This window comes from Streptomyces sp. NPDC058663, from assembly GCF_042716745.1.
Lineage (GTDB): Bacteria > Actinomycetota > Actinomycetes > Streptomycetales > Streptomycetaceae > Streptomyces.
Genome location: NZ_JBHXRV010000062.1, coordinates 1 through 26,026, shown reverse-complemented (window position 1 = coordinate 26,026; position 26,026 = coordinate 1). Strand labels below are relative to the sequence as shown.

Annotated in this window: 25 protein-coding genes; 15 read left to right on the top strand and 10 right to left on the bottom strand. The window is 73.0% G+C overall.

Going from position 1 to position 26,026, the window contains the following annotated elements; translation table 11 throughout:
- Nucleotides 1-247 precede the first annotated feature (247 nt).
- Together ACFWVV_RS33150 and ACFWVV_RS33145 are read left to right on the top strand one after the other, a co-directional pair.
- Complete coding sequence (locus ACFWVV_RS33150; protein ID WP_384356906.1) at nt 248-718, top strand: phospholipase; 471 nt, start codon at nt 248-250, stop codon at nt 716-718.
- A 149-nt stretch (nt 719-867) separates the two neighbouring features.
- Nucleotides 868-1,716: a spermidine synthase gene (locus ACFWVV_RS33145; RefSeq protein WP_384356904.1), complete on the top strand. Its 849-nt coding sequence runs from the start codon at nt 868-870 to the stop codon at nt 1,714-1,716.
- Nucleotides 1,717-1,728: 12 nt separating this feature from the next.
- Here the strand turns inward: ACFWVV_RS33145 and ACFWVV_RS33140 are convergent, their stop codons facing one another.
- Both ACFWVV_RS33140 and ACFWVV_RS33135 read right to left on the bottom strand, forming a co-directional pair.
- Entirely contained in the window at nt 1,729-3,075 is a 1,347-nt protein-coding gene (locus ACFWVV_RS33140) for an MFS transporter (protein ID WP_384356901.1), read from the bottom strand.
- Nucleotides 3,076-3,179: 104 nt separating this feature from the next.
- A complete protein-coding gene (locus ACFWVV_RS33135) occupies nt 3,180-4,295 on the bottom strand; it encodes a hypothetical protein (RefSeq protein ID WP_384356898.1) in 1,116 nt (371 codons plus the stop codon).
- Between the two features lie 144 nt (nt 4,296-4,439).
- On the opposite strand from ACFWVV_RS33135, the gene ACFWVV_RS33130 reads away from it, so the two are divergent.
- From ACFWVV_RS33130 to ACFWVV_RS33105, 6 genes are all read left to right on the top strand, one after another.
- Complete coding sequence (locus ACFWVV_RS33130; protein ID WP_384356946.1) at nt 4,440-4,877, top strand: DUF4442 domain-containing protein; 438 nt, start codon at nt 4,440-4,442, stop codon at nt 4,875-4,877.
- 369 nt (nt 4,878-5,246) lie between these two features.
- Nucleotides 5,247-6,026 carry a DedA family protein gene (locus ACFWVV_RS33125; protein ID WP_384356895.1) on the top strand — a complete coding sequence of 260 codons (780 nt, stop codon included), beginning with the start codon at nt 5,247-5,249 and terminating at the stop codon, nt 6,024-6,026.
- 280 nt (nt 6,027-6,306) lie between these two features.
- Nucleotides 6,307-6,852, top strand: a complete 546-nt coding sequence (locus tag ACFWVV_RS33120) for a gamma carbonic anhydrase family protein (RefSeq protein ID WP_384356892.1) — start codon at nt 6,307-6,309, stop codon at nt 6,850-6,852.
- A 618-nt stretch (nt 6,853-7,470) separates the two neighbouring features.
- The gene (locus ACFWVV_RS33115) at nt 7,471-8,274 is read left to right on the top strand and encodes an acyltransferase (RefSeq protein ID WP_384356889.1); all 804 of its coding nucleotides are present in this window, start codon (nt 7,471-7,473) and stop codon (nt 8,272-8,274) included.
- Nucleotides 8,275-8,440: 166 nt separating this feature from the next.
- A complete protein-coding gene (locus ACFWVV_RS33110; protein WP_384356886.1) occupies nt 8,441-9,013 on the top strand; it encodes a helix-turn-helix domain-containing protein in 573 nt (190 codons plus the stop codon).
- A 58-nt stretch (nt 9,014-9,071) separates the two neighbouring features.
- Nucleotides 9,072-9,782 carry a hypothetical protein gene (locus ACFWVV_RS33105; RefSeq protein ID WP_384356883.1) on the top strand — a complete coding sequence of 237 codons (711 nt, stop codon included), beginning with the start codon at nt 9,072-9,074 and terminating at the stop codon, nt 9,780-9,782.
- Between the two features lie 29 nt (nt 9,783-9,811).
- Here ACFWVV_RS33105 and ACFWVV_RS33100 read toward each other — a convergent pair whose 3' ends face one another.
- Nucleotides 9,812-10,219, bottom strand: a complete 408-nt coding sequence (locus tag ACFWVV_RS33100) for a CoA-binding protein (protein ID WP_384356880.1) — start codon at nt 10,217-10,219, stop codon at nt 9,812-9,814.
- 102 nt (nt 10,220-10,321) lie between these two features.
- On the opposite strand from ACFWVV_RS33100, the gene ACFWVV_RS33095 reads away from it, so the two are divergent.
- The 3 genes from ACFWVV_RS33095 (at nt 10,322) to ACFWVV_RS33085 (ending at nt 15,280) form a co-directional block, all read left to right on the top strand.
- Nucleotides 10,322-10,948, top strand: a complete 627-nt coding sequence (locus tag ACFWVV_RS33095; protein ID WP_384356877.1) for a YigZ family protein — start codon at nt 10,322-10,324, stop codon at nt 10,946-10,948.
- Nucleotides 10,949-11,120: 172 nt separating this feature from the next.
- Complete coding sequence (locus ACFWVV_RS33090; RefSeq protein WP_384356874.1) at nt 11,121-12,290, top strand: exonuclease SbcCD subunit D; 1,170 nt, start codon at nt 11,121-11,123, stop codon at nt 12,288-12,290.
- Entirely contained in the window at nt 12,287-15,280 is a 2,994-nt protein-coding gene (locus ACFWVV_RS33085) for an AAA family ATPase (RefSeq protein WP_384356871.1), read from the top strand. Before ACFWVV_RS33090 ends, ACFWVV_RS33085 begins: the two co-directional genes overlap by 4 nt.
- Nucleotides 15,281-15,341: 61 nt before the next feature.
- Here the strand turns inward: ACFWVV_RS33085 and ACFWVV_RS33080 are convergent, their stop codons facing one another.
- Nucleotides 15,342-15,788 carry an Lrp/AsnC family transcriptional regulator gene (locus ACFWVV_RS33080; protein WP_384356868.1) on the bottom strand — a complete coding sequence of 149 codons (447 nt, stop codon included), beginning with the start codon at nt 15,786-15,788 and terminating at the stop codon, nt 15,342-15,344.
- 93 nt (nt 15,789-15,881) lie between these two features.
- Between ACFWVV_RS33080 and ACFWVV_RS33075 the strand changes: the two genes are divergently transcribed.
- Nucleotides 15,882-16,424, top strand: coding sequence for a rhodanese-like domain-containing protein (locus ACFWVV_RS33075; protein ID WP_384356865.1), 543 nt, complete (start codon nt 15,882-15,884; stop codon nt 16,422-16,424).
- 44 nt (nt 16,425-16,468) lie between these two features.
- Here ACFWVV_RS33075 and ACFWVV_RS33070 read toward each other — a convergent pair whose 3' ends face one another.
- The 3 genes from ACFWVV_RS33070 to ACFWVV_RS33060 all read right to left on the bottom strand — a co-directional run bounded on the left by ACFWVV_RS33070 (nt 16,469) and on the right by ACFWVV_RS33060 (nt 19,757).
- Nucleotides 16,469-17,368, bottom strand: coding sequence for an ATP-grasp domain-containing protein (locus ACFWVV_RS33070; protein WP_384356862.1), 900 nt, complete (start codon nt 17,366-17,368; stop codon nt 16,469-16,471).
- Between the two features lie 81 nt (nt 17,369-17,449).
- The gene (locus ACFWVV_RS33065; RefSeq protein ID WP_384356859.1) at nt 17,450-19,132 is read right to left on the bottom strand and encodes a DUF885 domain-containing protein; all 1,683 of its coding nucleotides are present in this window, start codon (nt 19,130-19,132) and stop codon (nt 17,450-17,452) included.
- Nucleotides 19,133-19,277: 145 nt separating this feature from the next.
- A complete protein-coding gene (locus ACFWVV_RS33060; RefSeq protein WP_384356857.1) occupies nt 19,278-19,757 on the bottom strand; it encodes an Lrp/AsnC family transcriptional regulator in 480 nt (159 codons plus the stop codon).
- 60 nt (nt 19,758-19,817) lie between these two features.
- On the opposite strand from ACFWVV_RS33060, the gene ACFWVV_RS33055 reads away from it, so the two are divergent.
- Nucleotides 19,818-21,125, top strand: a complete 1,308-nt coding sequence (locus tag ACFWVV_RS33055) for a trans-sulfuration enzyme family protein (RefSeq protein WP_384356854.1) — start codon at nt 19,818-19,820, stop codon at nt 21,123-21,125.
- On the opposite strand, the gene ACFWVV_RS33050 is transcribed toward ACFWVV_RS33055, so the two are convergent.
- The 3 genes from ACFWVV_RS33050 to ACFWVV_RS33040 form a co-directional block, all read right to left on the bottom strand.
- The gene (locus tag ACFWVV_RS33050) at nt 21,064-22,521 is read right to left on the bottom strand and encodes a GNAT family N-acetyltransferase (protein WP_384356851.1); all 1,458 of its coding nucleotides are present in this window, start codon (nt 22,519-22,521) and stop codon (nt 21,064-21,066) included. The two genes, ACFWVV_RS33055 and ACFWVV_RS33050, sit on opposite strands and share 62 nt — an antisense overlap.
- Before the next feature lie 149 nt (nt 22,522-22,670).
- Nucleotides 22,671-22,940: a transcriptional regulator gene (locus tag ACFWVV_RS33045; RefSeq protein ID WP_384356944.1), complete on the bottom strand. Its 270-nt coding sequence runs from the start codon at nt 22,938-22,940 to the stop codon at nt 22,671-22,673.
- A gap of 86 nt (nt 22,941-23,026) precedes the next feature.
- Nucleotides 23,027-23,857 (bottom strand): alpha/beta fold hydrolase, encoded by an 831-nt coding sequence (locus ACFWVV_RS33040; protein WP_384356848.1) that lies wholly within the window; start codon nt 23,855-23,857, stop codon nt 23,027-23,029.
- Nucleotides 23,858-24,038: 181 nt separating this feature from the next.
- On the opposite strand from ACFWVV_RS33040, the gene ACFWVV_RS33035 reads away from it, so the two are divergent.
- Nucleotides 24,039-24,932, top strand: a complete 894-nt coding sequence (locus ACFWVV_RS33035; RefSeq protein WP_384356845.1) for an RNA polymerase sigma-70 factor — start codon at nt 24,039-24,041, stop codon at nt 24,930-24,932.
- Nucleotides 24,933-25,221: 289 nt separating this feature from the next.
- Complete coding sequence (locus ACFWVV_RS33030) at nt 25,222-25,986, top strand: GntR family transcriptional regulator (protein WP_384356842.1); 765 nt, start codon at nt 25,222-25,224, stop codon at nt 25,984-25,986.
- Nucleotides 25,987-26,026 lie beyond the last annotated feature (40 nt).

The window sequence follows — 26,026 nt, the reverse complement described above, 5'->3', positions numbered from 1 at the left end:
GCCCCTCGCGGGGCGGGGCCCTCACACCCAATGGGCGGCCTTTCACGGGTTTGGGGGGTGTTGGGACCCCCGGCGGGGGGGGGGGGGGGCCCCCACCTCCAGGGTCCGGCAGCCCTCGTTCGTGGAGGTTCTCCGCAGGCACCGTGATGCTTTCGGGTAATCGCTCTTCACAGTTGACCGTTCCTCACAGTCTGTTGCCCGCCGCACCGGTACAAGGATCCGGTGCCCGCAGACTGGAGAATCTTCGATGCGCCGTCTTCTTGCCGCCGGACTCGCCACTGCCGCCGCGGTGCTCGCCTTCGCCACTCCGGCCTCCGCGGCCCCGGCCGACAAGCCGCAGGTCCTGAGCAGCTGGACGCAGACCAGTGCCTCCAGCTACCAGGCCTGGGTCTCGGCGCGCGCCAACCAGGGCAACTGGTCCGCGTACGGCTTCGACTGGTCGACCGACTACTGCTCCACCTCGCCGGACAACCCGTTCGGCTTCCCGTTCCAGACCTCGTGCGCCCGGCACGACTTCGGATACCGCAACTACAAGGCGGCCGGCACGTTCAGCGCCAACAAGGCACGGCTCGACGACGCGTTCTACGCGGACCTCAAGCGCGTCTGTGCCCAGTACTCGGGTGCGAAGAAGACCTCCTGCGACTCGACGGCCTGGACCTACTACCAGGCCGTCAAGGTCTTCGGCGTCAGCGCCGCCGACAGATCCCTCGTCGGCTGATCCCCGCCGGGCCGCACGGGTGACCCTGCCCGCGGCCCCGCCCGCCCCCCGTCGCCGTCGGTGCGGTGAGGGGCGGGCGGCCGCCGGGGGCCCGTGGCCAGGTGCCGCGGCCGGAGCGCGGTGGGCGTCGCGCGGGGGACAATGAGCGGATGAACGAGCCGATACCGGTCGTCCGGGACGTCGACAGCGGCACCGCCCGTCTGATGCCCGACATCGACCGCGCGCACGCCTGGCTGCTCACGGTGGACGGGGCGCCCCAGTCGTACGTGGACCTGGACGAGCCGGCGTACCTCGAATTCGAGTACGCGCGCAGGCTCGCCCATGTCGTCGACAGCGCCGCAGGGCCCGGTGAGCCCCTCGACGTCACCCACCTCGGCGGCGGCGGCCTCTCGCTGCCCCGGTACGTCGCGGCCACCCGCCCCGGCTCGCGGCAGCACGTCGTCGAGGCGGACCTGGGGCTGCTCGCGCTGGTCGCCGAACACCTGCCGCTGGCGGACGGCGGCGAAGGCATCACTGTGCACGGGGCGGACGGCCGTGCCTGGCTGGAGCAGGCGCCCGACGGCTCCGCCGACGTGCTGATCGCGGACGTCTTCGGCGGCTCACGGGTGCCCGCCGCCTTCACCTCGGTCGGGTACGCACGCGAGGCGGCCCGCGTGCTGCGGCCGGGCGGGATCTATGCCGCCAACCTCGCGGACGGGGCGCCCTTTCACTTCCTTCGCTCCCAACTGGCCACATTCCAGGGCGAGTTCACGGAGCTGGCACTGATCGCGGAGCCCGGGGTGCTGCGCGGGCGGCGGTTCGGGAACGCGGTGCTCGTCGCGTCGCGGCAACCGCTGGACACCGCCGCGCTGGCCCGCCGTACCGCGTCCGACGCCTTCCCCGCGCGGGTCGAACACGGGGCGGCACTGGTCCGGTTCGTCAAGGGCGCGGCAGCGGTGAGCGAGGCGGACGCGGTGGCTTCCCCCGTACCGCCCGACGGGGCCTTCGGCGTCGGCTGAGGGGAGGGGCGCTCAGGGTGCTGACGGGGGCGGCGGAGGTGCGGGCGCGGGCCCCGGCGTGAGGGTCGGCTCGGGGCCCGGGCCGACGGTGGCCGGTTCCGCCGCCGCCACCGGCTCCGGGGTGCGCCGGCGGAGGTTGCGCACGTCCGGGATCAGCAGCACCGCCGCCGTCAGCAGGACGATCAGCCCGGCGGCGCCCCACAGTGACGGGGAGCGGCCGAAGGCGGTCTCGGCCGGGCCCGCCAGGGACGTGGCCACCGGCACCATGGCGAGCGAACCGAGCCAGTCGTAGGCGGACACCCGGGAGAACTTGTCCTCCGGGATCTCCTGGTGGAGCGCCGTCATCCACGCGACACCGAAGACCTCGATCGAGATCCCGGTGGCGAACATGACCACGATCAGCGCCCACGCGGGCAGCGGAATCGCCAGACCCGCCGAAGGCAGCGCCAGCGGGAAGACGCAGAGGACCCCGGCGAACAGCAGCCGGCGCGGCTTCCACCGCATCATCAGCACCGCACCGCACACGGTGCCCGCTCCGAACCCGGCCAGTGCCAGACCCCAGGGCGCGGCGCCGCCCAGATGCTCCTCGGCGACCAGCGGCCCGTACACCGCCTCGGCCGCCGCGACCATCGCGTTGATCACCGAGAACTGCACCACGATCGCCCACAGCCACGGCCGCGAGGAGAACTCCCGCCAGCCCGCCCGCAGATCCGCGAGCAGCCCGCCGCTCTTCACCCGCTCCGGTATGTGACTCACGTCGAGGAAGGCCCGCAGGCCACCCGCCACCGCGAACGCGGCGGCGTCGATCGCCAGCACCCAGCCGGGCCCGACGGCCGCGATCATCGCGCCGCCGAGTGCGGCCCCGCCGATCGCGGCACCGTTCATCGACATCCGGAACACCGCGAAGGCGCGCCCGGCCTGCTCACCGGTGACGGTCGACAGCAGCATGCCCTCGGCCGCCGGGCCGAAGAACGCCTGCCCCGCACCGCCGAGCCCGGCCAGCAGCATCATCTGCCACAACTGCGGCGTGCCACCGAGCACGAGAAGGGCGAAGAGGCCCTGGGAGACGCAGTTGAGGGCGTTGGCGGCGACCATGACGCGGTGCCGGGGCAGCCGGTCGGCCACCGCGCCGCCGATCAGCAGGAACAGGATCAGCGGTACGGTCCTGGCCGCCGCGACCAGACCGACGTCTCCCGCGGTGCCGCCCTCCGCGAGAACCGCGAAGGACGCGGCAATCAGTGCACCGTGGGAGCCGAGGTTGGTGACGACGGCCGCCGCGGTGAGCAGCGAGTAGTTGCGGCCGGCCCAGGACGGGCGGCGGCGCGCGGCGGAAGGCGGCGGGGCGGCGGGGGAAGTCACTGAGGGACTATCGCCTCCGCCGCCCCGGGATGCCAAACCGATAAACCGGGAATGCCGTGGTGGTGATCAGGAGTGCCGCTGCGGGCGTGGGTGGGACGCGGTGCTCAGCCGGGCAGCCGGAGCGTGCTGAGGATCTGCATGATCGTCGCGTCCGGAACCTCGTCCTTGACGCCCTTGGCGCTGTACAGCACCCAGGCCGCGTAGTCGCCCTTGGCGTTCTTGAAGCCGAAGGACGTGGCCTTGCCGTCGGTGGCGCACTTGGACGGCTTCTTCACGCCGGTCGCGGTCGCGGTCGAGATGTGGCCGGTGAGGCCGGACTTGGTGGTGAACGGCTTGGGCTTCACGACATTGATCTTGCCGGTGCGCTTCTGGTCGTACCCGGCGTAGACCCAGTTGCCGGCCTGGATCTCGGCCACCTCACCGGTGTTCTTGGCCCCGTTGGCACCCTTGGTGCCGGCGCGGGAGAGCCCGGTGAAGTCCTTCGTGCCGTCGTTGTCGTCGTCGTCCTCGCACCACTTCTCCTTGAGGGAGGCGGGGGCGGACATCGCGACCACCGGCTTGCCGGTGGGGTTCTTCTCGTCCTCGAAACCGACGATGGTGTCGGTCGTGCCCACCACCCACTCCGGCGGGACGTCGAAGACCGTGCCGTGCTTGGGATTGAGCACGGCCTTCCAGCCGGGGACGGTCGGCTTGACGTCGAGGCCCGCGCGCGGGTTGTCGCCGCTGCCGCCGGGGGCCGCCGACGGGTCGGAGACGGGTGCCGACGGCTGCTTCGGGGCGGCCGGTGTCTGGGAGGCCTTGCCGTCGGCGACCGGCTGCTTGTCCGGGCCCTTGTCGTCGCCGAGGACGAACACACCGGTGCCCACGAGGGCGGCGACGACCACCACGCCCGCCACGGCCGCGGTGATGATGTTCTTCTTGCGCTCGTTCTGCGGGCCGTTCGGTCCGCCGGGACCGATCGGACCGGGCGGCGCCGGGGTCGTGTACTGGCCCTGGTACGGGTTGGCGCCGGGCGGCACCGCGCCGGGGGCCGGGTATCCGTACCCCGGTGCCGTAGCGGGTTGCTGGTAGCCGCCGGGCGGCGGGCCCGGCGGTGGGGTCTGCTGACCACCGGCCGGCGGCTGGCCGGGCGGTGGGGTGCTCGGGTACCCGGGCTGCGGGTACGGATTGGAGTGCTGCGGATTCTGCTCGCCCCCGGGCGGCTGCTGTCCTGGCCACATGGCGAGTAACCATAGAGGGGAGGGGCCACCAGGGCTACCGGCACCCCCGCGGGGGCGGCTGCGGGAGCGGAAGGCCGGTGCGGCGGGGGGATGGCCAACAAGTACTACTCACGGGTAACATCTGGGCGCATGAGCGCAGATCAGATGTCCGTCGGCGAGATGCTCGCCGCCACGGTTCCCATGGCCCGCACGCTGGGGCTGGAATTCCTGGAGACCACCCCCGAGCGGGCCGTCGTCCGCCTGCCGGACCGGAGCGACTACCACAACCACGTCGGCGGACCGCACGCCGGAGCCATGTTCACCCTCGCCGAGTCGGCGAGCGGTGCGATCGTGATCGCCGCCTTCGGCGACCAGCTGCAGCGCGCCGTGCCGCTCGCCGTGAAGGCCGAGATCGGCTACAAGAAGCTCGCCATGGGCGTGGTCACCGCGACCGCGACCCTGGGCCGCCCGATCGCCGACGTGGTCGCGGAGCTCGACGCGGGGGAGCGCCCCGAGTTCCCCGTCGAGATCGCGATCACCCGCGAGGACGGCGCGGTGACGGGCGAGATGACCGTCGTCTGGACGCTGCGCCCCAACAAGTAGGCACGGCACACGCGGCTCACGCGCACACGCGGCTCACGCGCGCACGCGACAGGCGCGGCTCGCGTTGCGTGAACAGGGGCGGCACCCCACCTCGGCGGAGGGGGGTGCCGCCCCTGTTCGTGTGCCGTCCGCGTGCCGACCCGTCCGGCTTCGAACCGCTCTCAACCGCCCGCTCGCCGGAGGCCGGTTCGGCCGTAGGTAACCCCTTCGGGCGAACAGGGTGTTGTGTTCCCTTGGGCGGCGTTCGGGAGGCGGCCGCAACGCCCTGACCAGGGGGATAGGCTGCCCGGCGGCGCCGTCAGGCGCGGGCCGGGCGCTCTGCCCGTGTGCCCTTCAGCAAGGGTTCGACGTACGACGGAGGAACAGGCGTTGCAGGTCCAGGAATGGCTGGAGACCGTGCCCGCGGTCAGTATCTACCTCCTGGTGGGGGTGGTCATCGGACTGGAAAGCCTCGGCATTCCGCTGCCCGGTGAGATCGTCCTCGTCAGTTCGGCCCTGCTGGCCTCGCAGCACGGCGAGATCGACCCGTACATTCTGGGCGCGTGCGCCACGGCCGGCGCGATCATCGGTGACTCGATCGGTTACGCGATCGGGCGCAGGGGCGGGCGGCCACTGCTCGCCCGGATGGGCAGCAAGTTCCCGAAGCACTTCGGTGAGGCCCAGATCGCCATGGCGGAGCGCTCGTTCCAGAAGTGGGGCATGTGGGCGGTCTTCTTCGGCCGCTTCGTCGCCCTGCTGCGGATCTTCGCGGGGCCGCTCGCGGGCGTGCTGCGCATGCCGTACTGGAAGTTCCTCATCGCCAACGTGCTGGGCGGCATCCTCTGGGCGGGCGGCACCACGGCCGTCATCTACTCGGTGGGCGTGGTCGCCGAGGCCTGGCTCAAGCGCTTCTCGTGGCTGGGCCTGGTGGTTGCGGTGGTGTTCGGCCTGACGTCCATGCTGGTGCTGAAGAACCGGGCGAAGAAGGCGGGGGCGAAACCGGAGACCGGAAATGCGGCGACCCCGGCCCCGGCTCCGGCCTCGGCTGCGCCCCCCGGTCCGACTGCGACCCCGGCCGCGGCTCCGACCTCAGCTGCGACCTCCGGTCCGGCCGCGACCCCGGCTTCGACCCCCGCCGCCGCGGACCCCGTCCCGGTCGCCGTCGACTGACCCGCACCCGTACCCGCACCCGTACCCGCACCTGCTCCTGCTCCTGTGCGGCCTGCTCCCGCCACGCCCCCGCGCCGAGACCGGTGACGGGGGCGTCGTGGCAGCGCCCGCGCCCGACCCGCGCCCGACCCGCTCGCGGGCCCGCGCGGGGACCGGGGCCGGGGCCCGCTGCCACACCGCACCACCACCCCGGGCCGCCCGGCCCGGCACGGGTCGTCTACGGTGCCCGGCAGAACTACGGCGCGGCAGCAGGTCGTTGTGACGCACAAAGGAGTACGACATGGCAGAAAAAGCGGACCGGCCCCTGGTCATGGGCATCGGCGGCAAGGCCCCACAGCTCGCCCCCGGCGCCTTCGCCGCTCCCACCTCCGTGGTCGTCGGCGAGGTCACCCTGGCCGAGGGGGCGAGTGTCTGGTACCACGCGGTGCTCCGTGCCGACTGCGGTCCGATCGTGCTGGGTGCGGACTCCAACATCCAGGACAACTGCACGGTGCACGTCGACCCGGGCTTCCCGGTGACCGTCGGCGAGCGGGTCTCTGTCGGCCACAACGCCGTGCTGCACGGCTGCACGGTCGAGGACGACGTCCTCGTAGGCATGGGTGCCACCGTCCTCAACGGCGCGGTCATCGGCGCCGGTTCCCTGGTCGCCGCCCAGGCGCTGGTCCCCCAGGGCATGCGGGTCCCGCCCGGCTCACTGGTCGCGGGCGTCCCCGCGAAGGTGCGGCGCGAGCTGACCGAGGAGGAGCGCGAGGGCATCAAGGTCAACGCCCTCATGTACCGCGACCTGGCCGAGCAGCACGCCGAGGCGCTCCGCGCGCAGGGCTGACGCAGCACGTACACCGCGCGCAGGGGCTGACGCCCTACGCATACAGCACGCAGGGCGGGCGCCGCACGCCGAGGCGGTCCGCCGGCGGCCCGACGCCGTACGCACACAAGTGCCCGGCCCGCCACCCCGGCTGCTGCACCCGGCCGTGCCGCGGCTCCGAAGGGACGTAACCCGGTCGGCCCCGTAGTAGGGCCGATCGCACACGGTATGCCTAGTTGCGTCCTATTACTCCTCAGCAGGGAGACGAGCAATGCGCACCATAGTCGGACGGGCGGTGGCGGCTCCGGGCCTGGCTGTCATCGCCCTCGCACCCCTCGCCGGAACGGGTCCGGCGAGCGCGGTGGACCAGTAGGCCTCCTCGACAGCAGCGGCGGACCGATGCCGGAACCACCACGGTCATGGGTACTGCCCGGACCGCCCGTGGCACCACCACGGGGCAGGCCGGAACCGCGGAGGGCCGTACGGCGCATCGTCCCAGTGCGCCGGGCGGCCCTTCGCCCGTTCCACCCGGTGGCTCCGCCCGTTCCACCCGGTGGCTCCGCCCGTTCCGCCCCGGTGGGGTGAACATCACAGGAGACCGCCCTGAACAGGCCCGCCGCCGACGACTACCGTGTGCGGGTGCCGAAGAACAGAAACACGTTCTCATTCGTCGCCCGGTCCGGCCGCCCCACCGGGCCCCTCGGGTCCGCCCGTACGGCCCTCGCCGGCCTGGCAGGCCTGCGGCGTCGTGCGACGACGCGGGCCGTCCAGAGCGGCTGGCGGATGATCCAGCAGGCCGGAGCGGTGAGCGCCGAGCGCCCAGGACGGCTGCGGTTCGGCTCCATCGGGCACGGCACCAAGCTGGCGTTCCCGCAGGGCACGGTCTTCGGCGAGCGCTGGATCCACCTCGGCGACTACTGCATCGTCGGCGAGGGCGTCACCCTCACCGCGGGCATGATGCCCGACCTGGACCTGGGCCCCGACCCGATCCTCACCTTCGGCAACGGCGTCGTCCTCGGCCGGGGCAGCCACGTCATCGCCGACACGACCGTCACCATCGGCGACGACTGCTACTTCGGGCCGCACGTCTACGTCACCTCCACGAACCACAGTTACGACGACCCCGAGATGCCCATCGGCAAGCAGTGGCCGCGTACGGAGCCGGTGGCGATCGGGCCCGGCTGCTGGATCGGCACCGGCGCCGTGATCCTGCCCGGCGCCCGTCTGGGCCGGAACGTCGTCGTCGCGGCGGGCTCTGTCGTACGGGGCGAGGTGCCCGACCACGCCGTGGTGGCAGGGGCCCCCGCCCGCGTCGTACGCCGCTGGGACAAGGAGAACGGCTGGCAGCCGCCGCTGCGGACCCCCGCCCCGGTGCCGATACCGGCGGACATCACCCCGCAACAGCTCGTCGCGCTGGCCGACTTGGAGCAGGACGCCTCCTGAGCCGGCAGGGCCGCGCCGGAGCCGTTGGCATCGAGCCCGCGCCCTGCAGGACCGCGCCCGGGTCCCGGGACCGCTCGGGCAGTGGCGCCCCGCCCCGCCACAGTAAAGTGAACCGTTCGTCCAGCACTGTGGACGGCGCTCCTGGCCACTTCTGGACGGACGGAACGTGTCGGACCTCGACCAGCTCACGCAGTCACTCGCCCGCAACCTCAAGCGCTGGCGGGGCGAGCGGGGCTTCACGCTCGACGCCCTGGCCACCCGCGCGGGCGTCAGCCGGGGCATGATCATCCAGATCGAGCAGGCCCGCACCAACCCCAGCGTCGGTACCACCGTGAAGCTCGCCGACGCCCTCGGCATCAGCATCAGCACCCTGCTGGACCACGAACAGAGCGCACAGGTCCATCTGATGACGGCCGAACAGTCCGTACGCATGTGGTCCACCGACGCGGGAAGCCACGCCACGCTCCTCGTCGGCACCGACAAGCCCCGCCCCCTGGAACTCTGGACCTGGCTCCTGATGCCCGGTGACGCCAGCACCTCCGACCCGCACCCCCCGGGCAGCACGGAACTCCTGCGCGTCACGGCCGGCGAGCTCACCCTTGTCGTGGACGGCGCCGCCCACCAGGTCCCGGCGGGCACCTCGGCCTCCTTCGAGGCCGACGTCGTGCACGCGTACCGCAACGACGGGGCGGAACCTGTGGAGATGACGATGGCGGTGGCCATCGCTCCGGTCAGGTGAGCTCTACGATGGCGGACACCGGACGAGCAGTGCGACAGCAGCGTTGAACGGGGGAGCCGTGGACGACAACAACCACCCGGGACGGCCGGGAACCCACCTGCCCGCGCAGGTGCCTGCCCACCTCCCGGCCCACGCCGGGCCGCCCTGGGGCCCGATGGACGACCACCTGCTCTACACCTGCGGCGTCGTGCACGACCTCACCCAGGGGCGCCTCGCGCACCGGCCGCCGCTGCCCACCACCACCCGCCTCGCGCCCGGTGAGCTCTCCCTGGCCGCGGGCCCGGCCGCCCGCTCCACCTACCGCCCCCTCGGCGACGGTTCGTACACCCAGACCAGCACCATGGCCATGGGCTCGACGGGATTCGTCGTCGGCGCCCTGGCCGTCAACGCCATGGGCAACGCCTCCCGGAGAAACCAGGCGCAGGCCGCCGCCCAGCCGCGCTGGGTGCTGGAGGGCCACGGCGAGGTCACCGTCACCGACCGGCGGGCGATCTTCTCGCACCCGCAGAGCTGGCTCGACCTCGGCTGGGTGGGCCTGGCGACGATGGACCTCGCGGCCCCGGACACCTTCGAGTGCGCCTTCCACGACATCAACGGCAAGGGCTACACCACGGTCCGGCTGCACACCCTGTGGGCTTCGCTGATCTTCGTACTCGCGGCGCACGCGGCCTTCCCCGCCCACCCGCGCCTGCTGACGCACGGCTGGCTGCCGCCGGGCTTCGAGGCGCGGGCCGCCGCGAACGGACGGATGTGCCCGTCCGTCCGGTAGGCGCATCGGCACGCCTTGTACGGGGCCGCTCAGCCCAGCTTCGGGATCTCGATCGCGGGGCAGCGGTTCATGGTCATCTCCAGGCCCGCCGCCAACGTCCGCTCGTAGGCGGCCTCGTCGACCACGCCGAGCTGGAACCAGACCGCCTTCGCACCCACCGCGACCGCTTCGTCGGCGACCGCGCCCGCGAGCTCACTGTTCACGAAGACGTCCACCACGTCGACCTCGAAGGGGATGTCGGCGAGCGAGGCGTACCCCTGCTCGCCGTGCACCTCCTCGGCCTTCGGATGGACCGGCACGATCCGCTTGCCGAAGCGCTGGAGGACGGCCGCGACCCCGTACGCCGCCCGGGTCTCGTTCGAGGAGAGCCCCACCACCGCCCAGGTGTCGCCGCTCTCGTCGAGGATCCTTCGGACGGTGTCCTGATCGCCGTACATGCCGTGCCTCCCGGGTGTGCCGCTGACCTGCTGTCCTCGTGCTTCCTGGGGAGAACGTACCGGTGGGGCGGCGGATTCCCGCCGCCGCGTAGGGTGGGCGGAATGCAGGAGCAGTACCGGACCGTCGCCGCGGCGGGCGTGCACGAGGCCGAGATCAACCGCTCGCGATTCCTCTGTGCGCTCGCACCCGCCGCGACCGAGCAGGAGGCGCAGGATTTCATCGCGCGCATCCGCAAGGAACACCCGACCGCATCCCACCACTGCTACGCGTACGTCATCGGCGCCGACGCCGGAATCCAGAAGGCGAGCGACGACGGCGAACCCGGCGGAACCGCCGGAGCGCCGATGCTCCAGATGCTGCTGCGGCGCGAGGTGCGCTACGCGGTCGCCGTGGTCACCCGCTACTACGGCGGGGTGAAGCTCGGCGCAGGCGGACTGATCAGGGCGTACGGCGGAGTCGTCGGCGAAGCCCTGGACGCCCTGGGCACGCTCACCCGCCGACGCTTCCGGCTGGCCACCGTCACCGTCGACCACCAGCGGGCGGGCAAGCTGGAGAACGACCTGCGGGCCACCGGACGGGACGTGCGCGAGGTGCGGTACGCGGAGGCCGTGACCCTGGAGATCGGCCTGCCGGACAGCGACGTGGCGGCCTTCCGCGGCTGGCTCGCGGACGCGACGGCGGGCACCGCGGGATTCGAGCTGGGCGGCGAGGCATACGGTGACGACTGAGGGATTCGAGCTGGGCGGCGAGGCATACGGTGACGATTGAGGGCTTCGAGCTGGGCGGCGACGCAGACCGTGAGGGCCCGGCGAGGCGTACGGCGACGGCTGAGGCCGGGGCGGTGGCGGATTCCCCTGTTGCCGCCCGGGCTGTCGGACCCTGCCTTTACTCTCGTGAACCATGAGGCTTCTGCATACGTCGGACTGGCACCTGGGCCGGTCCTTCCACCGGGTCGCGCTGCTCGACGCCCAGGCAGCCTTCCTGGACCACCTGGTCGGGACGGTGCGCGCGCACGAGGTGGACGCCGTGCTGGTCGCCGGGGACGTGTACGACAGAGCGGTGCCGCCGCTCGCCGCCGTGGAGCTCTTCGACCGGGCCCTGCACCGCCTCGCCGCCGAAGACGTGCCGACCGTGATGATCTCCGGCAACCACGACTCCGCCCGCCGCCTCGGTGTGGGAGCGGGCCTCATCGAGCGGGCGGGCATCCACCTGCGCACCGACCCGGCCGGCTGCGCCACCCCCGTCGTGCTCCCGGACGCGCACGGCGACGTCGCCCTCTACGGCCTCCCCTATCTGGAACCCGCGCTCGTGCGCGAACAGCTCGGCGCGGCCAAGGCACGGCACGAGGACGTCCTGGCCGCCGCCATGGACCAGGTCCGCGCCGACCTCGCACAGCGCCCGGCAGGCACCCGCTCCGTCGTCCTGGCACACGCCTTCGTCGCCGGCGGCGAGCCCAGCGACAGCGAGCGCGACATCACCGTCGGGGGAGTGGCAGCCGTACCCGCAGGCGTCTTCCACGGCGTCGACTACGTGGCCCTCGGCCACCTGCACGGAGCACAGCAGGTCACCGAGCGGATCAGATACTCCGGCTCCCCCCTCGCGTACTCCTTCTCCGAGGCCGGCCACCGCAAGACGATGTGGCTCATCGAACTCGGCCCGCAGGGGGAGATCACCACGGCCGAGCGCCTGGACTGCCCGGTGCCCCGCAGGCTCGCCCGCCTCCGCGGACACCTCACCGACCTGCTGGAGGACCCCGCCCTCGGCCGGCACGAGGACTCCTGGGTCGAAGCCACCCTCACCGACCCGGTCAGGCCCGAGGACCCGATGGCCCGCCTCGCCGCCCGGTACCCGCACGTCCTCAGCCTCTCCTTCGAGCCCGAACGCGGCCCCGACGAGCCCCGGATCTCCTACGCCCAGCGGCTCAAGGGCCGCGACGACCAGCAGATCGCCGAGGACTTCGTGGCGCACGTGCGCGGCGGCAGCACCGCCAGCACCCACGAACGGGCGGTGCTGCGCGGCGCGTTCGACGACGTACGCCTGGACGACACGGTCTGCGAGGTGGCCCGATGAGACTGCACTCGCTGACCGTCACCGCCTTCGGACCCTTCGGCACCACCCAGCGCGTCGACTTCGACGCCCTGTCCACCGCCGGGCTCTTCCTGCTGCACGGGCCGACCGGCGCGGGCAAGACCTCCGTCCTGGACGCCGTCTGCTTCGCCCTGTACGGATCGGTGCCGGGCGCCCGGGAAGGCCGCGGCCTCACCCTGCGCAGCGACCACGCCGACCCCGGCGTGCGCACCGAGGTCGTCCTCGACCTGACCGTCGGCGGACGGCGCCTGGAGATCACCCGGCAGCCCGCCCAGCAGCGCCCCAAGAAGCGCGGCGACGGCTTCACCACCGAGAAGGCCCAGAGCCTGCTGCGCGAGTACGACGGCGAGTCGCGCACCTGGCGGTCCCTCAGCCGCTCCCACCAGGAGATCGGCGAGGAGATCCTCCAGCTCGTCGGGATGAGCCGCGAACAGTTCTGCCAGGTGGTGCTGCTGCCGCAGGGAGAGTTCGCCCGGTTCCTGCGGGCCGACGCCGAAGCGCGCGGCAGGCTCCTCGGCAAACTCTTCGACACCCGCCGCTTCGCCGCCGTCGAGGAACGCCTCGCCGCGCTGCGCCGCACAGCCGAGCAGCAGGTCCGGGCCGGCGACGACAAGCTGCTCTCGCTCGCCGAGCGGATGGAGGAAGCAGCGGGACCGGCCGCCGCCGATCAGCCCGCCCCCCACCAGCGGCCGGGCGACCCCGGCCTGGCCGAAGCCGTCCTCGGCTGGGCGGCCGTCGCCCGCAGCGGCGCCCGCGAACGCCGGGACATCGCCGCCGCCGCTGCCGCGGCCACCGAAAGCAGGCAGGCCGCCGCCCGCCGCACCCTGGAGGACCAGCGCGAACTGGCCCGCCTCCAGGAGAGGTTCGCCGAGACCCGGCGGCGCGCCGACGCCCTGGACGAGCGCCGCGCGGAGTTCGACGGACTGTGCGCGCGCCAGGACCTGGCCAGAGCCGCCGACCGGGTCGCCCCCGCGCTCGGCCTGCGCGCCACCGCCGAGAGCGAGCACCGAGCGGCACACCGCGCCTACGAGGCGGCCAGGGCCGACCTGCCGCCCGCCCTGACCGAAGCGGGCGCCGAGCAACTCGCCGAACAGGAACGGCGGATGCGGCAGGAGCTGGGCGGACTCGACTCCGCCCGCAGGGCCGAGCGGCGCGGTGCGGCGATCCTCACCGAGCGCGCCGACCTCGACCGGCAGGCCCGCGCCGACGACGAGCTCCTCCAGGAGGCCGAGGAGTGGCTGGCCGGCTGGGACACCGTACGCAGGCAGCACCAGGAGCGGATCGAGGCGGCACAGGAAGCGGCGAGGCGGGCGAGCCATCTGGAGTCCCAGCTCGAACCCGCCCGCGCCCGGCTGGACGCGGCCCGCCGCAGGGACGAACTGGTGCGGCAGGTCACGGCGGGCGAGGACCGGCTGCGGGCCGCCCGCGACACGGCGGCCGACGCCCGCCAGCGATGGCACGACCTGCGCGAGCGACGGCTGAGCGGGATCGCGGCCGAGCTCGCCGCCGAACTGCGCGACGGCGAGGCCTGCAAGGTGTGCGGCGCGACCGGCCACCCGGCGCCCGCCAAGGCCGGCAGCGGGCACGTGGACAGGGCCGCCGAACAGCAGGCGGAGACGGCGTACACCCGCGCGGACGACGCACGGGCACAGGCCGACGCCGCCCTCTCCCGGCTGCGGGAGGCGCACGCGGCCGCCGGAGCCGAGGCCGGTGGTGCCACCGTCGCCGAACTCGCGGAACTGGCCGAACAGTTGCGCCACGAGCACGCCCGGGACCACGCCTGGGCGGCCGATACGCACGCCGCCCTCGAAGCCCTGGACCGCGCCGAGCGCGAGCACGCCCGGCGCGTCGACACCCAGCAGCAGGCCGAGCGGCGCAGCGCCGCCCGCACCTCGCGCCGCGAGGCCCTGGACGGTGAACTCGCCGTACTTCAGGAGGAACTGCACCGGGTGCGCGGCGAGGCCGGCAGCGTCGCCGAGCAGGCCGCACTGCTGGAGCGACGGGTCGCGATCCTCGCACACGCCGCCGAGAGCGTCCGGGCGTACGAGAGCACCGCCGAGCAGCTCAAGGCGGCCGACGGCCGGCTCGCGGACGCCGCGTTCCGGGCCGGTTTCGCCACCCCCCAGGAGGCGGCCGACGCCCTGCTCGACGACGTACGGCAGCGGGAGCTCCAGCACCGCATCGACGGCTGGCAGGCCGAACGGGCGGCGGTCGCCGAGCGGTTGCGGGAGCAGGACGCGGCGGACGCCGCCGCCCGCCCGCCCGCCGACCTCGAGCGGGCACGCGATGCGGTGGCCGCAGCCGACCGGCAGCAGCGCGACGCCGCCTCCGCCCACGATGCGGCGCAGGAACGCTGCACGGCGCTGGCCCGGCTCTCCCGGCAGGCCGAGGAGGAGACCCGCAGGCTCGGACCGCTCCGCGAGGAGTACGACCGGGTGGCCCGCCTCGCCGGACTCACCGCGGGCACCTCCGCCGACAACGAGCGCAAGATGCGCCTGGAGTCCTACGTCCTGGCCGCCAGGCTCGAACAGGTCGCCGCCGCCGCGACGGCCCGGCTGCACCGCATGTCGCAGGGCCGCTACACCCTCGTCCACTCCGACGCGAAGGCCGGCGGACGACGCTCCGGGCTCGCTCTGCACGTCGTCGACGCCTGGACCGGACGCGAGCGGGACACCGCCACCCTGTCCGGCGGCGAGACCTTCTTCGCCTCGCTGGCGCTCGCGCTCGGCCTCGCCGACGTGGTGACGGAGGAGGCGGGCGGGGTGCGCCTGGACACGCTGTTCATCGACGAGGGCTTCGGCAGCCTGGACGAACAGACCCTCGACGAGGTCATCGACGTACTGGACTCCCTGCGCGAACGGGACCGCAGCGTCGGCATCGTCAGCCACGTCGGCGACCTGCGACAGCGGATCGGCACCCGGCTGGAGGTGCTCAAGGGACGGGACGGCTCGACGGTCCGCCACCACCTGTGAGCGGACCGCCGGGCCGCCGGTGGCCGCCCCGGGCCGGCCGTCCTCCGCTGCCCCGCGGGCGTCAGGGGCTGATCGCGCGGTGCGGCAGTGGTGAGGAGTACACGACGCTGGTGGTGACGGAGCCCAGCGCTCCGATCCGCCCCGACACCTCTTCGAGGTGCTGCATGGAGCGAGCGGCGACCTTCAGCACGAAGCAGTCGTCGCCCGTGACGTGGTGCGCCTCCAGCACCTCGGACGTCGCTTCCAGAAGATCGTGGAACGGCTTGTAGTTGCCGTGCGGGTACCGCAGCCGTACGAACGCCAGGATCGGCATGCCCAGCCGCTCGGGCACGACCACGGCGGAGTACCCCGAGATCACCCCGGCCTCCTCCAGCCTGCGGACCCGCTCGGTCACGGCACTCGACGACATCGAGACGGTACGCGCCAACTCGGCGAACGTGGCACGCCCTTCGCGTTGCAGGGCTTCCAGGATGCGCCAGTCGGTGGCGTCCGGTGAATATCCGGTCATGGGGACAGACAACAGGGGAATCCCCGGCAGATCAAGGGAAGCCCCGGGGGAATGCACTTCACTGGAACGATCATCGCCCGTAAATTTCTGGCCATGACGAACACGACTTCCGCCGCCTCCGCCACCGCCGCTTCCCCCGTGGCCGCCGCCGCTACCCCGGCCGTCAGCCCGGTGCTGCGCGTCCCGCCCGCGTCGCCCGAGGCCGCCGCCGCGTACTTCGGGGCGAGCCTGGCCTTCCACGCCGATGTCTCCGACGTCGCCTCCGCGCTCGCCGACGCGCGTGCCGGGGGCACGGACCCCGGCTTCGTGGTGATCGACTCCCGCTCCACCGCCTCCTGGGACCAGGGTCACGTCCCCGGAGCCCTTCACCTCCCCACCGCGCTGATCCCCGAGCAGGCCCCCCTCCTTCTCGACCGGAACGTCCCGGTGGTCACGTACTGCTGGGGGCCCGGCTGCAACGGCGCCACCCGTGCCGCACTCGCCCTCGCCCAGCTCGGCTACCAGGTCAAGGAGATGCTCGGAGGCATCGAGTACTGGATCCGCGAGGGCTTCGAGACCGAGACCTGGCAGGGCCGGGAGACCCGCGACGCGGACCCGCTGACGGCTCCGGTCGGCGCGGACGACTGCGGCTGCTGACCCGCCAGATCAGTGGGGCCCGCCAGGTCAGCAGGCCCGCCAGGTCAGCCGGGGCTGCCGGGGCTGCCGGGGAGCCCGGTGGCGGTCGCCGCCTTTGCCAGCGCCCCGAAGAGCGTCCCGGGGCCGGCGCCCTCGGGCAGCCCGCTCACCTGGCCGTCGCCCACCTCGACCACCCGCCACTCCCCGTCCGTACGCAGGGCCAGATCGGTGGTCACCCAGCGGCAGCCCAGCGCGCGGACGGCCGGGCCCACCGCCGAGACATCGGGCTCCGGGAGCCTGTCCGGCGAGTCGGGGTGGGCGGTGACCAGCACGGCCTCGCCGTCCATCCACCACACCCGGGCCTCCCCGCCCGGCACGAAGTGCTCGAATCTGCGGACGACGAGACCGCCTGCGAGGGTGTCCTCCTGGAGTGCGAAGAAGCGGTCCACCACGGCCGACAGCGCTGCCGTGTCGCCCAGCTCCGGCACCAAACAGGCCTCGTGCCACTCGTGCTTGCGGGACTTCACGAAGTCCTTCACCACGGCGGGACCGTTGCCGAGCGGGGCGACGAGTGAGGCCAGCTGGGCCGGCGACGGCGGAGCGCCCGGCGGCAGCGCCCGCCACACACTGCGCGGGGTCAGCTGCGCGAACACCTCGTACCAGCCAGGCAGTTCATGCGCGCGACGGTACGCCCCCGGACCGGTCAACAAGGTGCAGCCGCGTTCGCCGAGGCCGCGCGCGAGGTCTTCGTAGCGTCCGGCGGGAATCATCCAGCCGCGGTACCAGTAAGGCCCGGAGCCGCGCGGCACCCGGGCGAGCGCCGCCGGGACGTCCCCCGCGAGCAGCGCGTCGTGGTCGAGGAGCGCGACGGGCACACCCGCCGCACGCACGGCGGCGGCCTCCTCGGCGAACGCCGGATCGGTGCGGCGCGGTGCGAGCGGATCCGCGCAGAACAGCCAACTCATGTGTGAAGCCACCTCATGCATCAGTGACGCGCGGGGCAGCGCCGCCTTCCGGATGGCGCCGCCCCTGTTCTTCGACGCCGGTCAGAGCTTCGACAGCTCGTCCACCAGGTCGTCGAGGCCGAGCGAGCCCTGCGAGAGAGCCGCCATGTGCCAGGCCTTCAGGTCGAAGGACTCGCCGTGCGCCGTGCGGGCGTTCTCGCGCCCGAGCAGCCAGGCCCGCTCACCCAGCTTGTAGCCGATCGCCTGGGCGGGCATCGACACGTACCGGGTGATCTCGCTCTCCACGAAGTCCGAGGGACGGCCGCTGTGCATGCCGAAGAACTCCTGCGCCAGCTCGACCGTCCACCGCTCGCCCGGGTGGAAGGGGGAGTCGGCCGGAATCTCCAGGCCCAGGTGCATGCCGATGTCGACGATGACACGGGTGGAACGCATCATCTGCGCGTCCAGATAGCCGATCCGGCGCTCCGCGTCCGGGAGGAATCCGAGCTCGTCCATCAGGCGTTCCGCGTACAGCGCCCACCCCTCGGCGTTGGCGCTGACTCCGCCCACCGACGCCTGGTAACGGGAGAGCTGGTCGGCGACGTGCGTCCACTGGGCGAGCTGGAGGTGATGTCCGGGGACGCCCTCGTGGTACCAGGTCGACACCAGGTCGTAGACCGGGAAGCGGGTCTCGCCCATCGTCGGCAGCCAGGTGGTGCCGGGGCGGGAGAAGTCCTCCGAGGGGGGCGTGTAGTACGGGGCCGCGGCCCCACCGGGCGGGGCGATGCGGGACTCCACCCTGCGCACCCGCTCGGCGAGTTCGAAGTGGGTGCCGTCCAGTGCGTCCATGGCCTCGTCCATGACGGACTGCAGCCAGGCGCGGACCTCCTCGACTCCCTCGATGTGCTTGCCGTGCACATCCAGGTGCGCCAGCGCCTCCCACGGGGTGGCCGCGCCCGGCAGGATCTTCTCGGCCTCGGTCTTCATCTCGGCGAGCAGCCGGTGGTACTCGGCCCAGCCGTACGCGTACGCCTCGTCGAGGTCGAGGTCGGTGCCGTTGAAGGCGCGCGACCACAGGGCGTACCGCTCCCGGCCCACGGCGTCGGGTGCGTCCTTGACCGCGGGGGCGTACACCCCGCGCATCCAGTCACGCAGCGAGGCCACCGCCGCGGTCGCCGCTGTGGCCGCCGCGTCGAGTTCCGCGCGCAGTGCGTCCGGTCCAGGCGTCACCAGATCGTCGAACCAGCCGTGTCCGTCGCCGGCCCATTCGGTGAGCTGCCCGACGAACGTCGCGGTCGGCCGGGGACTGCCCAGGAGGCCCTTCTCCAGGCCGAGTTCGAGAGACGTCCGGTAACCCTCCAGCGCGGCGGGAACACCGCGCAGCCGCTCCGCGAGGTCGGCCCAGTCCTGCGGGGTCGAGGTCGGCGAGAGGGTGAAGACCTCCCGCACGCTGTGCGCGGGGCCGTGGATATTGCTGACCAGGCGCAGGTCCTCCTGTGCCTCGTACACCGCGATCTCGGCGGTCAGCCGCTCGCGCAGCAGCCGCCCGCAGCGCCGCTCGGCCTCGACGGCGGCGCCGGGCCGCAGCTCCGCCTCGTCCAGGGCGGCGAGCGTACGGCGGGCCAGGTCGGCGACGGCCCGCCGCCCCTCGGGGGAGTAGTCGGGAAGCGAGCGGGCGCTCTCCTTCACCCCCAGCTCGGTGCCGAGGATGGGGTCGAGGGCGACAAGGGCGTCGACGTAGGTGTCGGCGACCTGGCGGGGCAGGGGGCTGTTGATGTCTGACATGTGGACATCCTCGTACGGCAAGGGGGCCCGCGTCACTAGTGTTCGGAGGTCAGAGTGCTGACGGCGGGCCGGCGGCGTCCGGCCCCGGGCGATTTCAGGACACCGGACGCGGACGTCCCGGGAACCCGCGGGAGGTGGTGCTGCTTCACGGGCTGTCCGGAGGCAGCAGCGGCCCGCACTCCCACTGCTGGAAGATCAGCCGCGTCTCCACCCGGGCCACCTCCCGCCGCGAGGTGAACTCGTCGATCACCAGGCGCTGGAGATCGGCGGTGTCCGTCACCGCCACCTGCACCAGATAGTCGTCCGGGCCGGTGAGGTGGAACAGCGCCCGCGACTCGGGGAGCGCCCGGATCCGCTCCACGAAGGGACCGATCAGCTCCCGCCGGTGCGGCCGCACCTGGACGGACAGCAGTGCCTCCAGCCCGCGCCCGAGCCGCGCCGGATCGAGCCGCAGCTGATGCCCCAGGATCACCCCGGAGCGGCGCAGCCTGTTCACCCGGTCCAGGCAGGTCGAGGGCGCGACGCCCACCTCGGCCGCCAGATCGCGGTACGTGGTCCGGGCGTCGTTCTGCAGCAACCGCAGAATGTGCAGGTCGACCGTGTCCAGTGCGACAGATTCAGTCATTTTCCGAACGTAGCACGGGGGTGGCTCGCACCAGCCCGCTGGATGTTCAGACTGCCTCGCATGACTGCCGAATCCTCGCCCGCGGCGCCCGTGGGAGCCATACCCTCCGCTCCCCGGGCCCTCGCCACGCATGCCGTGCACGCCGGCCGCGAAGACCTCGCCGCGCTGGGCGTGCACGCCGTACCGCTCGACCTGTCGACGACCTACCCCTCGTTCGACAGCCGCGGCGAAGCCGCCAGGATCGACGCATTCGCCGCCACCGGCGCCCGGATGGAGGGGCCGCCGGTCTACGCCAGGCTCGACAACCCGACCACCGCCCGCTTCGAGGACGCGCTCGCCCGGCTCGAAGGCACGGAGTCCGCGGTCGCCTTCGCGAGCGGCATGGCGGCGCTGACCGCCGTTCTGCTCGTACGGTCGGCCCAGGGGCTGCGGCACGTGGTGGCGGTGCGTCCGCTCTACGGATGCAGCGATCACCTCCTCACCGCCGGGCTGCTGGGCACCGAGGTGACCTGGGTGGACCGCTGTGACCCGGCGTCCATCGCGGCGGCGGTGCGCCCCGGTACCGGGCTCGTCATGGTGGAGACCCCCGCCAACCCGACCCTGGCGGAGGTCGACATCGCCTCCGTCGCCGAGGCCTGCGGGTCGGTGCCGCTGCTGGTCGACAGCACCTTCGCGACCCCCGTGCTCCAGCGACCCGTGGAACACGGGGCCCGGCTGGTGCTGCACAGTGCGACCAAGTACCTGGGCGGCCACGGGGATGTGCTCGGCGGGGTGGTGGCGTGCGACGAGGAGTTCGCACGGCAGCTGAGGCAGGTGCGCTTCGCGACCGGCGGCGTACTGCACCCGCTGGCCGGCTATCTGCTGCTGCGCGGCCTGTCCACCCTGCCGGTCCGGGTGCGCGCCGCCTCGGCGAGCGCCGCCGAACTGGTCCGGCGGCTGGCGGCCGACCCGCGCGTCGCCCGCGTCCACTACCCGGAGATCGGCGGGGCGATGATCGCCTTCGAGGTGTACGGCGACCCGCACGCTGTCATCGCGGGCGTACGGCTCATCACCCCGGCCGTCAGCCTCGGCAGCGTCGACACCCTGATCCAGCACCCGGCCTCCATCAGCCACCGGATCGTGGCCGAGGGAGACCGGCGGTCGGCGGGCGTCAGCGACCGGCTGCTGCGGATGTCGGTCGGTCTGGAGGACGTCGAGGACCTGTGGCACGACCTGTGCGAGGCGCTGGCCGCCGCCGGGGCGACCGGTTCCCGGCCGTTGGCCGCGTCGGCGGCGGACGGTACGGCGGGCGACGCGGCCGCGGACGTCAGCCCCGCTCGGCCTGCTGCCCCCGCGCCGCGGGCCGTACCGGAGCCGGCGGGCCGTTGAGCCGGGCCGTCACCACCAGGGTCCCTTCCTCTATCTGGTAGTCCAGGGGCAGTTCCAGGCCGCGCATCGCGGCGACCATCCCGGTGTTGGACGCCTGGGTGACCGCGTACACGCTGGCGCAGTCCGCCTCGGCGGCGAGCGCCACCAGCCGTGCGAGGAGTTCGGAACCGATGCCGCGCCGCTGCCAGTCGTCCTCGACGATGAGCGCGACCTCGGTCTCGTCGCCGTCCCACAGCAGGTGGCCGAGGGCGACGAGCCGGCCGGAGGCGGTCTGCACGGCGAGGGTGCGGCCGTAGCGTGGGCTCAGCAGGTGGTTGAGGTAACGGTCGGCATCCGCGACCGGGCCGTGGTAGCGCAGGTTGAGGGTCCGCGCGGAGCAGCGCTCGTGCATGGCGAGCGCTGCTTCGAGGTCGTCGGGCCCGGCCCGGCGGACGGTGATCGCGTTGCCTTCGGGCAGGGTGAGGACGTCCTGGCTGCGCGGCAGCCGGGGTCCGAGCCGGGCGTCCAGCTCCACCAGGGCGCGCGCCCTGGCGAACTCGGTCGGTGTGAACGGCAGATACGGCCGCTCGATGGTGATCGCCCCGCCCGACGGGTCCCGCAGCCGCATCACCGGCCCCTCCAGTACGCCCTCCACGGGCGCGCCCGCCCCGGTCGGCCGGCCGGTCAGTGTCGTCGCGGGCAGCGAGTGAATGGTGCACCTGCCGAGCAACTGCCGCAGTGCGAGAGGGAGTTCGGCGGCATCGAGTGCGGTCCTGGTGGCCAGTCCGAGTACCCGGGTGGGGGCGTCCACCAGATCGTGCGCGTCCGCACGCTCCAGCCAGGTGTCCCTGGCGCCGACCGAGGCGATCTCCCGGGACAGGTCCCTGGCCTGTACGCCGGCGGGGGAGCGGAGCAGGAACTCGTCCACGGTGCCGTCGCCGAGCGGGTGCGTCTGGAGGGTCAGGATGTCGACCCGCAGCCCGGCGAGGACGGTGCACAGCGCGGCCAGCGACCCCGGCTCGTCCTTCACCGTCGTCCGCATCCGCCACAGGGAGGTGTCGCTGACGTCGCCGGGTGCGGCGGAAGCGGCGTTCGGCACCGGCGCGGGGACCGGCGACTTCGATGCCGTTCCCGCATCCGGCGCGACGCTCGGTGTCGGCGGGGGTGCGTGGCTGTGCCTGCGGGCCCACCAGGTGTGGAACCCGGCGGTCGCGGCCAGGGCCACCGCCGAGGCGATGAGCAGCACGGGCCCGTTCGGACCGTGCACGATCATGTTCGCGATCGAGTCGGCGACCGCGACGGCGGTGAAGAGTGCGGCGAGCTCCACCAGGTCGCGGCGCCAGTGGTGAGGGCGGGCGGGCTTCTTCCCGGAGGTCCTGCGGCCGGCCGTGCCCGTGGTCTCAGTCGTGTGGGTCATGCGATTACTGTGACCGAACGGTGTTGCACGATCACGAACGTTCTGTGACTGACGGGTTAAGCGTGCTTCTGGTTGATTCGCTGTGATTTCGCGGGGATCGAGGCCGTGCGATCGAGCCTTCGCGCTCGGAGCCCGAGCCGGACCCCCGCTCAGCCTCCGGAGATCGCCCGCAGCGCGTCGAGGTGCCGCCGGTACACCGCCCGGCCCTCGGGCGTGAGGGTCAGCCACGTCCTTGGCCGGCGCTCGACACGCCCCTTCTGCACGGCCACCCAGCCGGCCTCCTCCAGCGCCGCCACCTGCTTGGACAGTGCCGAGTCGGTCACCTCCACCGGGTCCCTGACGAAGCTGAACTCCGCCTTGCCCAGGGGGGCGCTGCTCGGACTCGGCGCCGCCCTCGGACCGGGAACACTCGCCCGCATCCCGGCCGGACGGCGCCGGCGCATCCGGGGCGAAGATCCGGGGCGACTGCAGAAGCGCCCCCGGACGGCACACCGCCCTCAAGGACTCAGCGGCTGGTGTCCAGTACGACGCGGGCCACCAGCGCGGGATCGTCATTCATGGGCACGTGTCCGCACCCCGGCAGCTTCACCAGCCTGGCTCCCGGCAGGACGGTCTTCGCCCGGATGCCCTGCCTGCGCAGCAGCAGCCGGTCGCGCGTGCCCCAGGCCACCGTCACCGGGATGCCGGAGACGTCGTCGCGGAACTGCACGGTGAGTCCGGCGGTCAGTGTCGGCTCGAATCCGATGCCCTCCCGCAGCGCCAGCGTCTCCGCGACGACGGCCTCCGGTGCGCGCCGGGCAGGCTTCGCGTAGATGGTGCTGGTCAGCACGGACCGCCCGGCCGCGCTCCGCGACAGCCGCTCCACCAGCGGCAGGGGCATCGACTTCGCCGCCGCCCGCATCCCGCGCAGCGTGGTGAAGGCGTAGCGGCGCTCGGCCTGTGTCCAGAACCCGGCGGGCGACAGCGCGGTCACCGAGCGCGCCAGCCCGTCCCGGCCCATGCCGAGGGCGAGCAGTCCGCCCAGCGAGTTCCCCACGACGTGCGGCCGTACGACACCCAGTGCCTCGCACAGCGACCCCAGCACCGGAACCATGGAATCCAGGTCGTACGGCACACCCTCGGGCAGCCCCGGGGACGCGCCGAACCCAGGCAGGTCGACGGCGATCACCTCACGCTCGGCGGCCAGCGCGGACAGCACCGGTTCCCACGCCTGCCAGTGGTGGCCTATGCCGTGCAGCAGGAGCAGCGGCTCACCCCGGCCCGTGCGTTCGTACGCGACCGTGGCGGTGCGCGGCCCGTCGGGGGACTGGACGGCGAAGTCGATGGCGGCGGTCATGGGCGTGCTCCCTGGGTCCCTGGGTCCGGCCTCGTACGGTGGCATCGGACCGGCGGCATTGGACTCTCTGTCAGTAACAACTACCCTTCGGTAGCTTCGAGTTCAAGAGCGCGGGTGCGGACACCCTGTGAGGTGCCTGCACAGGGTGGACAACGTGCGGCGGGTGGGCTGGGATGGGCCGGTGACCCCTGACGCCCTCGCCGACGCGACCACCGCCTTCGAAGAACACCGCACCGTGCTGACCGGTGTCGCCTACCGCATGCTCGGCCGGGTGGCCGACGCCGAGGACGTCGTGCAGGAGGCGTGGCTGCGCTGGTCGGCCGAGGACCGTGCGGACGTCCTCGCCCCGCGTGCCTATCTCGTACGGATCACCACGCGGCTCGCCATCGACCGGCTGCGGCACGTGCAGTCGCGCAAGGAGGCGTACGTCGGGCCGTGGCTGCCGGAGCCGATCGCGACGGACTTCGGTACGAGCGTCCCCGACACCGCCGAGCGCGCCGTACTCGCCGAATCGGTCTCCCTCGCCGTCCTGGTCGTCCTCGAATCGCTCTCCCCGCTGGAGCGCGCGGTGTTCGTGCTGCGCGAGGCCTTCGGTTTCCCGTACGGGGAGATCGCCGCGGCACTCGACAGATCGGACGCGGCGGTGCGCCAGCTGGCGGGCCGGGCGCGCAAACACGTCGAGGAACGCAAGCCACGCTTCGACGTGGACCCGGCCGAGCAGCGGGAGATGACCGAGCGGTTCCTCGCCGCCGCCACCGGCGGGGACCTGGGCGACCTCCTCGCGCTGCTGGCACCCGAGGCGCGGCTGGTCGGCGACAGCGGCGGCAAGGCGCAGGCGCCGCTGCGGGTCGTGCAGAGCGCGGACAAGGTGGCGCGCTTCCTGCTGGCCGTGGCGGACAAGACGATTCCCGGCATGGAGGCCCGCTTCACCGAGCTGAACGGCAGCCCCGCGGTGCTGGTCCTCTCACAGGGCCGACCGGACTCCGTCTTCCAGCTGGACATCGCGGACGGACTCATTCAGTGCGTCTACATCCTGCGGAACCCGGACAAGATCTCCGGCCTCGTACCTCAGTAGGACCCTCCGGCCCCTTCCGGCCCGCCGCCGTCCCGCGAACCGCCCCGCATCCGCACCCCGGAAGCGGGGCTGTTCGCGTGCGCGGGCCACCGAGGGGCGCACACACCCGTCGCGCCGCACGCCCCCGCCGCGCCGCACAGCAGCCACCCGCTCCGTAATGGAACACGCATTGGTCTTGACCAACCAGATACGCCGTCCTATGGTCGCAGAGTTAGTGAAGGAACCTTTAATAAACAAGGGCGCGGAACACACACCGCCGCAGGGGATGCGGCGATTGCGGAGGATCAGGGTGGGGACCACGCAGCTCGAAACGGTGCCGGAGCCGAAGTACTGGCACCTCAAGACCGTGCTCAGCGAGGCACTCGACTCCGACTTCGCGGTCGGCGAGATCCTGCCGAACGAACGGGAGCTGGCGGCCCGCTTCGGCGTCGCCAGGGCCACGCTCCGCCAGGCCCTCGAACAGCTGGAGCTGGAAGGGCGCCTGCAGCGCCGTCGCGGCGTGGGCACCACCGTCGCCCCGCCCCGGATGGGCGTGGACGTCGGGGACTCGCAGTACAACTGGCCCGGCACGCCCGGCGACTCCTGGCAGAGCGCCGACTGCACCACCGCCGTCGCCCCGGCCGCGGTGAGCCGGATGCTCGCCACCGACCCCGGGGAAGAGCTGCACACCGTACGCCGGATCCGTCTCACCCACGGCCAGCCGGTCGCCGCCGAGCTGCTGTACGTACCGGCCGCTTCGGTGCCCGAACTCCCGGCCATAGAAGCTCCGTCAGGACCGGCCCGCGCCCGCAGCGTGCTGCGCGAACTCCAGCGCCTCGGCCTGGAGGGGCAGGACCGCGCCGTCGAACTGGGCTCGGCCCGCGCGGACGACGCCAAGGAACTCGACCGGCTGCCCGGCGCCCCCGTCCTGGTCGTCACCACCCGCTACTTCGCCGCGGGCCGCACCGCCGCCGTATCCGTCGCCACCTACCGCGCGGACACCTGCCGGCTGACCTTCGGCGCCCTGGGCGACCTGGAGATCAGCCACGACGGCCCGGCGTCCCGGGCCTCGTAACTCCCGCGTGCCATACGGACGGCCCGGCGCCGGGGAATCT

Bases quoted from the DNA above. Each gene is read 5' to 3' on its own strand.
- ACFWVV_RS33150 (WP_384356906.1), top strand. From the start codon at position 248: ATGCGCCGTCTTCTTGCCGCCGGACTCGCCACTGCCGCCGCGGTGCTC.
- ACFWVV_RS33145 (WP_384356904.1), top strand. From the start codon at position 868: ATGAACGAGCCGATACCGGTCGTCCGGGACGTCGACAGCGGCACCGCC.
- ACFWVV_RS33135 (WP_384356898.1), bottom strand. From the start codon at position 4,295: ATGTGGCCAGGACAGCAGCCGCCCGGGGGCGAGCAGAATCCGCAGCAC.
- ACFWVV_RS33130 (WP_384356946.1), top strand. From the start codon at position 4,440: ATGTCCGTCGGCGAGATGCTCGCCGCCACGGTTCCCATGGCCCGCACG.
- ACFWVV_RS33120 (WP_384356892.1), top strand. From the start codon at position 6,307: ATGGCAGAAAAAGCGGACCGGCCCCTGGTCATGGGCATCGGCGGCAAG.
- ACFWVV_RS33100 (WP_384356880.1), bottom strand. From the start codon at position 10,219: ATGTACGGCGATCAGGACACCGTCCGAAGGATCCTCGACGAGAGCGGC.
- ACFWVV_RS33095 (WP_384356877.1), top strand. From the start codon at position 10,322: ATGCAGGAGCAGTACCGGACCGTCGCCGCGGCGGGCGTGCACGAGGCC.
- ACFWVV_RS33090 (WP_384356874.1), top strand. From the start codon at position 11,121: ATGAGGCTTCTGCATACGTCGGACTGGCACCTGGGCCGGTCCTTCCAC.
- ACFWVV_RS33085 (WP_384356871.1), top strand. From the start codon at position 12,287: ATGAGACTGCACTCGCTGACCGTCACCGCCTTCGGACCCTTCGGCACC.
- ACFWVV_RS33080 (WP_384356868.1), bottom strand. From the start codon at position 15,788: ATGACCGGATATTCACCGGACGCCACCGACTGGCGCATCCTGGAAGCC.
- ACFWVV_RS33075 (WP_384356865.1), top strand. From the start codon at position 15,882: ATGACGAACACGACTTCCGCCGCCTCCGCCACCGCCGCTTCCCCCGTG.
- ACFWVV_RS33070 (WP_384356862.1), bottom strand. From the start codon at position 17,368: ATGAGTTGGCTGTTCTGCGCGGATCCGCTCGCACCGCGCCGCACCGAT.
- ACFWVV_RS33065 (WP_384356859.1), bottom strand. From the start codon at position 19,132: ATGTCAGACATCAACAGCCCCCTGCCCCGCCAGGTCGCCGACACCTAC.
- ACFWVV_RS33060 (WP_384356857.1), bottom strand. From the start codon at position 19,757: ATGACTGAATCTGTCGCACTGGACACGGTCGACCTGCACATTCTGCGG.
- ACFWVV_RS33055 (WP_384356854.1), top strand. From the start codon at position 19,818: ATGACTGCCGAATCCTCGCCCGCGGCGCCCGTGGGAGCCATACCCTCC.
- ACFWVV_RS33050 (WP_384356851.1), bottom strand. From the start codon at position 22,521: ATGACCCACACGACTGAGACCACGGGCACGGCCGGCCGCAGGACCTCC.
- ACFWVV_RS33045 (WP_384356944.1), bottom strand. From the start codon at position 22,940: ATGCGGGCGAGTGTTCCCGGTCCGAGGGCGGCGCCGAGTCCGAGCAGC.
- ACFWVV_RS33040 (WP_384356848.1), bottom strand. From the start codon at position 23,857: ATGACCGCCGCCATCGACTTCGCCGTCCAGTCCCCCGACGGGCCGCGC.